Source organism: Megasphaera sp. DJF_B143, from assembly GCF_900320625.1.
Classification (GTDB): Bacteria; Bacillota; Negativicutes; order Veillonellales; family Megasphaeraceae; genus Megasphaera; species Megasphaera hexanoica.
The window spans coordinates 1-7,436 of sequence record NZ_ONTA01000237.1 but is presented as its reverse complement, the minus strand read 5'-3'; the positions used below and the strand labels follow the sequence as shown (position 1 = coordinate 7,436).

Here is a 7,436-nt window from a genome sequence, read left to right as displayed (position 1 = left end):
CTCCGTCAGTAATGCCATAGGCACCGTAAAACCCGTCCGTAGACGACAGGGCACCATTGACCCGGGCCCGCCCCTCGGGATGGGGATCGAGCATAAGCAGCTGATGGAGAAGCTGATCTGTATACTTGGAAGCGAAAATAGACGCGAAATTACGATACAGGTCCTGGAGGACCGTCTTGTCGCCTGCGGCAATTTCCGTCGCGGCTGAAAGGCCGCCGCAATCGGCGATGGCCTCATTCATGACGAGCTTGCCGTTTTCATACTGCCCCGGTGCCAGCTCATAGCGGCTGTAATAAGGGGCAAAGGCGGCAGCCCGTTTTTGGAAGGCGTCATAGTCGGCTTTCGTCCACCAATCACGGACATTCCCGTCTTTATCGGTATGACTGCCATTTGGGTCAAAAGCATGGGATATTTCATGGCCGATGACGACGCCAATACCTCCCAGATTCGCCCCCCGCGAAGCACGGTCATCGTAGAATGGGGGCTGGAGGATCCCTGCGGGGATGGTGATGCTGTTATTGTCAGAAATATACGCTGCATTGACATCCTGCGGATCGAAGGCGTACCACTTATCGGGGTTGAAATCCGTACCTATCAGTTTCTCTTCCTCCCGGGCGGCCCAGGCATTGCTGGCCAGGATATTGCTGAGCAGGTCACCTCCTTCAGATTCGGGGATGACGACGTGCATATCTTCAATGGTCGGTTTGTCATCGGCTGCCGGACCTCCGACGAAGACGCGCAGGGCATCGAGCTTTTCTATGGCCTGTGCTCTCGTACGGGGACTCATCCAGGTATTGGCTGCCAGACGGGAGCGATAGACCTTCCGCACTTCATCGATCATGGCCCGCACGTCCTGCACCATATGAGGGGTGCAGCGTTTTTTCAGGTAAATCTGTCCTAATTCGTAGGGCAGCATGTCCTGCAGCAGATAAGAAGCACGTTCCCGTTCCGTCCGGTTCTGTTTGATGCCATAGCGCTGGTTATAATAGGCTTTCGTTATGTCGCGCAGGGGGATGTCGGCAAAAGGCGCCAGCATGTCGTAAGTGCGGGCAATGAAATAATTCCGCATCAGTTCCAGGTTCTCTTCTGTATAGGCTGCATCAATCTGACAGAGATAATCCGGATTGGAAAGGAAAAAGACTTTTTCCCGGGAAAGGCCCCAGTCTTTCAGCAGGCGTTTCCCATCCAGGTGAGGCGTCATTTCCAGGAATTCCTTGCGCGTTACCATCTGGTTCATCACCATAATATCATTTTTTTCCTCGCTGGTCAGCATATGCGGTGCCAGGGACTTTTCATAGGCCAGGATAGCTTCTGCCATCGTATCGGCTTTGTCTTTGGCCGTCCCATCTTCTTGGAGCAGCCGGGATATATATTCCGTATGACGTTTCCATGCACCCGGCTGGGGCTCCTTTTCCAGGTCGTAGCGCGACAGGAAAGGATTATGGGGTTCAAAGCGGGCCACATAGCGCCGGCTGTCGGGCAGGCGTTGTTCGTCCATGCTCATGAGCACATTGATGCCATATTTCTGATGGAGTTCTCCTACTGCCTCCGTCAGTTCCTGTGGTGTCTTAGCTGCTTTGACAGGAGCCAATATATCCCGGATGTGCTGCCGGGCTGTGGCATTGCGCGTTTCCTGGTCGGTAATGCACTGGTACAGGTCGGCGATTTTCTGTTCCGGCGTACCCTTGGCATAGGTTTCCTGATGGCTGGCAATATCTTCTATTTCCTTAGTCAGGAATTCCTTATTTTCCAGATTCCGTTCGTGGAACCAGGACCACGAGGCTTCCGTCGGCTTGATCTGTTTTTCTCTCAGCGTCTTTTCATTGACCGCCTGATAAAAATCGTCTTTTTCACTGGCTGCCAGGACAACCGCCGGGGAAGAAAAGATTCCCAGTACGGCCGTCAGGGCCAGAGCGGCGCATAAGGCGGCTGTTTTCTTTGCTATCACGTCGCACGTCTCCTTTCGTCGTATGCCGGATTATTTCTTCAGTGCCGGGTCGGGTACACCATTGGCCGCAAAGGCAGCCGCCCGGTCACGGCAGGTCCCGCAGACGCCGCAGGGCATATCTCCCCCTTCATAGCAGCTCCAGGTCAGTTCGTAGGGAGCTCCGAGGCGCAGTCCTTCTTTGACGACGCCGGCCTTATTCCACGCAAGGAGCGGCGCTTCCAGATGGCAGGTGTGGCCGGACCCTTCATAAATTGCCGTATTCATGGCCTGTTCAAATTCCGGAGTGCAGTCCGGATAGGCCCGGCCGGCAGCATCGTCGGCATGGGCGCCGTAGTAGATGACTTCGGCATGGACACTGACCGCAACGGCGGCGGCAAAGGAAAGGAACAGGCCGTTGCGGAAGGGGACGTATGTTTCTACCGTACCTTCCCCGCCAGCTTGGGCCAGCTGTTCGGCATAGGACATATGGGCAATCTCCTTATCGTTATTGCGTTCCAGGAGCGGGCAGTCACTGTGCACGAAAGCCTGGGCCAGATTGATTTCTTCCTGCTGTACGCCATAATAGGCTGCCACTTTGCGGGCCGCCTGTAGTTCCTTTTCATGGCGCTGTCCATAATACGCCGTCAGGGCCAGTACATTTTCTTTTTTATATTTTTCTACGGCCATAGCCAGACACGTCGTCGAGTCTACGCCGCCACTGAGTAATACGACACATTTCATTTATATCATCCTCCTCTTCGGACTAACATATATATTATACTACATTATGGTACGCCGCTAAAACGGTATGAAAGGATTTTCTTACAGCCCCTGTCCCGTTCGTGTTATAATGAATACATCCTAACAAAGGAGCCGGTACGTATGATTAAAGCATTGATTCTCCTATATATAATCTGGGGCTACAACTGGGTCGTCATGAAAGTATCGACGGCCTATTTCCCGCCCGTCCTGTTCGTTGCCTGCCGGGCCCTGATGGCAGCCGCCGTGCTGCTTCTGGTCTGCGCGTTCCGCCACACGTTCTGGCCAGAGCGAAAATACTGGCCCTGGATATTTCTCACGGGAGTTTCCCAGATTGTCCTGAATAATGCGGCTATGCAGATTGGCATCGTCACTCTTTCGGCGGGGCTCGTGGCCGTACTCAATTACACCATGCCCGTATTCATGGCCATCCTGGCCCATTTCTTTCTGAATGAACGCCTGACGAAGCGCAAATGCTTTGGCATTTTCCTCTCCATGGCCGGGCTCTGCCTGCTCATGAATATCCATTTCGACAATCACATCGGCGCCATGCTCATCGTCCTCGGCGGTGCTCTGGGATGGGCTGTATCGGGCGTTATCCTCAAGCTGAAACTCGGCGGCTGCGATATGATAACCTGCACGGCCTGGCAGATGGCCCTGGGCGGCATAGTACTCGTCTTCTGGGCAACCGGGAGCGGTCAGACCACCGTCATCTGGAACCTGACCAGTGTATCGGCACTCTTATATAACGTACTTCTGGCCGGTGCCGCCGGATTCTTCCTCTGGAACTACATCCTGCAGCATATGGAAGCGTCCAAAGCCGGCACGGCCATCCTCGTCGTCCCGGCTATCGGTGTACTGAGCGGCATCCTCTTCCTGGGAGAAATGCTCACCTGGAACATCGCCCTGGGCATGATTCTCATCCTCGCCGGCGTCGTCATCATCGTCAGGAAGCACAGCAGCCACATCCTGCACCGATAGGGCCTGTTGTCATAAGCCGGTGTCGTAAAAGCGGCAGTCAGCCGGCATCCACGGTACGAAAAAGGCGCTGCATGCTAGCGGAAATGCTTCATGCAGCGCCTTTTCTTTATACGTCAGGCTGTGCCTGTGGCTTATTTATTTTTCTTGGCCAGTGCTTCTTTACCGGCTTTCAGTGTTTCAATGATCTTATCGACATCGTAGACAGTACCTTTCCATGTGCCGCCGCTGACATCCTGCAGGGCTGCCCAGAGACGGGTATCATCAGGCAGATCGTCGTCTTCGTGGATGGCCGGGTTCGTTTCCCGTTCAGCCAGTACTTTGGCGCCTTCTTCATAGGTCAGCTTGTGGTCTTTCGTGCCGATGAAGTTCAGGCTGCCTTTGAGGTTTACCGTATCGACGATGATTTCTACGACATCACCGTCACGGAGTTTGCCGATAGGACCACCAGCCAGTGCTTCCGGACCTACGTGACCGAAGCATGCACCTGTCGATACGCCGGAGAAACGGGCATCGGTGATGAGGGCTACGTGTTTGCCGAAGGACAGGTGTTTCAGTGCGGAAGTCAGCTGATATGTTTCTTCCATGCCGGTACCCATCGGGCCGCCAGCCATGACTACCATGATGTCGCCAGCTTCTACGCCGCCGTTCTTAAGAGCTGTAATGGCAGCTTTTTCAGACGGATAGCATTTGACCGGAGCGGTATGACGGTATACGTGATCGTCGTCGATGACGGACGGATCGATAGCTGTCGATTTGACGACCGAGCCTTCGGGAGCGATATTGCCGGTCGGGAAGGTAATGGTCGAACCGATACCTTTGGCTTTTGCCTGTTCCGGGCTGAAGATAACGTCGTCAACGTTGAGGTTATCCAGTTCTTTCAGGCGCTTCTGGCAGGATACACGGCGCTGGGACTGTTCCCACCAGTCGAGGTTTTCACCGAGGGTGCTGCCCGTAACGGTCATGACATCTTCGTGGAGCAGGCCCATCTTGCGCAGGTGGAGCATGACTTCCGGAACGCCGCCGGCCATGAATACGTCAACGGTCGGATAGTTGATCGGACCCATAGGCAGAACGCTGACCAGACGGGGAACTTCTTTGTTGATCCGTGCCCAGTCATGAACGGTCGGTACGTGGCAGCCAGCCATGAAGGCGATAGCCGGGAGATGGAGCAGGAGGTTGGTCGAACCGCCGAAAGCGGCATGGATAACCATAGCGTTTTCGATGGCTTTATCGGTAATGATATCTTTCGTCGTAATGCCGGCTTTATAAAGATCCATAGCGGCAACGGCCGATTTTTTCGCCATGTCGTACCAGATGGGTTCACCTGACGGGGACAGGGCAGCGTGAGGCAGGCAGAAACCAAGGCCTTCGGCTACGACCTGGCTCGTGCCGGCTGTACCGAGGAACTGACAGCCGCCGCCACCACTTGCACAGGCGATGCAGCCCAGACGGCAGGCACGGTCGAAGGACAGTTCTTTATTGGCATAGCGTACGCTGATAGTCTGTACGGTGCCGAGGTCTTCCCCGTCATTTGGCATAAGGGTAGCGCCGCCGGGGATCAGGATCGTCGGCAGGTCATGCATGTTGGCCAGGGCCATCATCATGGCCGGCAGGCCTTTATCGCAGGAAGCGACACCGATGACGGCTTTGCGGGTCGGGAGGGACCGGATGAGGCGGCGCATGACCATAGAAGCGTCATTACGGTACGGCAGGGAATCGAACATGCCCGTCGTGCCCTGTGTACGGCCATCGCAGGGGTCGGTGACAAAGGCAGCCGTCGGTACATAGCCCATATCTTTTAATGTATCAGCCGCTTCTTTTAAGAGGCCGTCCAGTTCGAAGTGACCGGGATGGAGACCGACGGCAACGGTCGTGCCATCGTCTTTTTTGAGACCGCCATAGGTGCTGATCATCATAACATCGCCATTGGCCAGTGTCTTGGGGTCCCAGCCCATGCCGGCATCAATGGTCATGCCAAAAATATTGCCGCTCGGGGAATTACGCAGTGTTTCCGGAGTCAAAGGCAATACGCCATCTGGTCCATCTGCATGTGTGCGCGAACGGAGAATTAAGTCTGATGCATCGTTAGCATATAATTCTTTTACTGACATTCAAATCTCTCCTTTTCTTACAAAACATCCACTAGATAATTCTTTAAATATAAAACTCAATCTGGAACTGTAGTATACCAGTTTAGATTGACAAAAGCCAAATTAAAACCTGGTGAATGTACGTTCATAGTAACGTAAAAATCCGCCTCTGTCAATGAATCAGAGCTTGCAATTATAGGTGTATTCCGCTTCAATTATGCATATTTTGCATAAAAAAGCCGTCTGATTCATTGCTGCTATGAATCAGACGGCAGGAGCGTACCTTATATTATTTTGTTTCTTTCTTGATAGCCTGTTTGTTGTTGCGTTTCATGAGGTTTTCCAAATCGATGCCATCGATGAAGGCCTGGAGTTTTTTCACCGTCGGCGGTCTCTTGGAGAAATGCATGCAGTATTCGCTGACGGGAACCCCCGGGAGGTTGAGAGCCTTCTTGGCAACCTGCGGGAACGGCGTCTTGGACGAATAGATGTACATCAGTCCATTGACTTTTTCCTGACAGTCAAACATGTATTCCCAGTTCTTTTCATTAATGGCCCGGCACCATTCGGAGCAGAGTTTCGGAGCAAAGTTGGACAGGCCGCCGATACAGCCGTTGCCGCCACTGAGCATGATGTGGACGAGGTTTTCATCGTAGCCGGAGTAAACGATGAAGTCGGGGAATTCGTCTTTTGTGACTTCAATCAGTTTACGCGTATGGGAAAAGAGTTCAATCGTATCTTTGTAGCCGACGAGGTTTTTATGTTTGCGGAGCAGATTGAGAGTAATTTCCGGTGTCACGTCATCGCCCGTTGCACCGGGATAGTTGTAAATGAAGACCTTGCCCCGGACCTGGGGAAGAACTGTATCATAATAGGCTTCAATATCTTCTGCGCTGAGCGGGAAATAATAGGGGCAGACAATCATGACGGCGTCAGCGCCGGCATCGCAGGCATAGTTGGAAAGTTCTACCGTATCGCGGACGCTCATGCAGCCCGTACCGATCATACATTTTACTTTTCCTTTGATATAGGGCACAGCAATATCGATGAGGCGTTTCTTCTGTTCCATGGACATAGCAAAAAATTCGCCCGTGCTGCCCATAACGACGATGCCGTCCACACCACCTTTAATGAGGAAATCATAAACCATTTCATTGCCTTTCTGGTCTATGTTGCCCACGCGGTCAAAAATAGTGACGACAGGCGTTAAATATTCTGCTTTTTTCATGTATATCCCAATCCCTTCTGCACAGTAGTCTTTTTCGTATATACTAACTTGGTCGTTATTACGAACCATGCATTTATTCTACATGAAATTCTCTGAATGTCAAGACTAAAAATGCAACATCTTCCGTGTATCCTGCATACAACTATATTCTTTTTTTCACATAAAAAGTTCCATTTTTACGGAAATAAAAAAATATAGAGTATGCTGTTTCCAACAACATACTCTGCACATATATAATAGATATTTTATTTTTTATTCATGAGTGGCAACAAAACCCGGGCATCTGCCACTGTATCGATATCGGAGAGCTCCGTTTCTGATGCATCATATACCCAGCATTGCTTCCCGTATTTTTTCAATAGAACGCCGGCGCCGCAGTCACCGCGGAGGGACATAAGTTCCTGCCGGAACGTACTTCTGAAAACGGCCGGATTTCCTACAATACCCGAGG

The 7,436-nt window shown here is 52.3% G+C and carries 5 protein-coding genes and 1 pseudogene; 1 reads left to right on the top strand and 5 read right to left on the bottom strand.

Going from position 1 to position 7,436, the window contains the following annotated elements; translation table 11 throughout:
• A partial coding sequence (locus tag DBO31_RS07085) for a M13 family metallopeptidase (protein ID WP_150824794.1) occupies positions 1-1,948 on the bottom strand: 1,948 nt, incomplete at its 3' end.
• Between the two features lie 30 nt (positions 1,949-1,978).
• Positions 1,979-2,668: a 7-cyano-7-deazaguanine synthase QueC gene (gene queC, locus DBO31_RS07080; protein ID WP_059076444.1), complete on the bottom strand. Its 690-nt coding sequence runs from the start codon at positions 2,666-2,668 to the stop codon at positions 1,979-1,981.
• A 141-nt stretch (positions 2,669-2,809) separates the two neighbouring features.
• Here queC and DBO31_RS07075 point away from each other — a divergent pair, with 141 nt between their 5' ends.
• Positions 2,810-3,667 carry a DMT family transporter gene (locus tag DBO31_RS07075; protein ID WP_113856447.1) on the top strand — a complete coding sequence of 286 codons (858 nt, stop codon included), beginning with the start codon at positions 2,810-2,812 and terminating at the stop codon, positions 3,665-3,667.
• Positions 3,668-3,798: 131 nt separating this feature from the next.
• Here DBO31_RS07075 and DBO31_RS07070 read toward each other — a convergent pair whose 3' ends face one another.
• The 3 genes and pseudogenes from DBO31_RS07070 to DBO31_RS09325 form a co-directional block, all read right to left on the bottom strand.
• A complete protein-coding gene (locus DBO31_RS07070) occupies positions 3,799-5,778 on the bottom strand; it encodes a YjhG/YagF family D-xylonate dehydratase (protein ID WP_075581658.1) in 1,980 nt (659 codons plus the stop codon).
• 268 nt (positions 5,779-6,046) lie between these two features.
• Positions 6,047-6,985, bottom strand: coding sequence for a dihydrodipicolinate synthase family protein (locus DBO31_RS07065; RefSeq protein WP_159897811.1), 939 nt, complete (start codon positions 6,983-6,985; stop codon positions 6,047-6,049).
• A 245-nt stretch (positions 6,986-7,230) separates the two neighbouring features.
• A pseudogene (locus tag DBO31_RS09325) lies at positions 7,231-7,436 on the bottom strand (hypothetical protein); the annotation flags it as partial.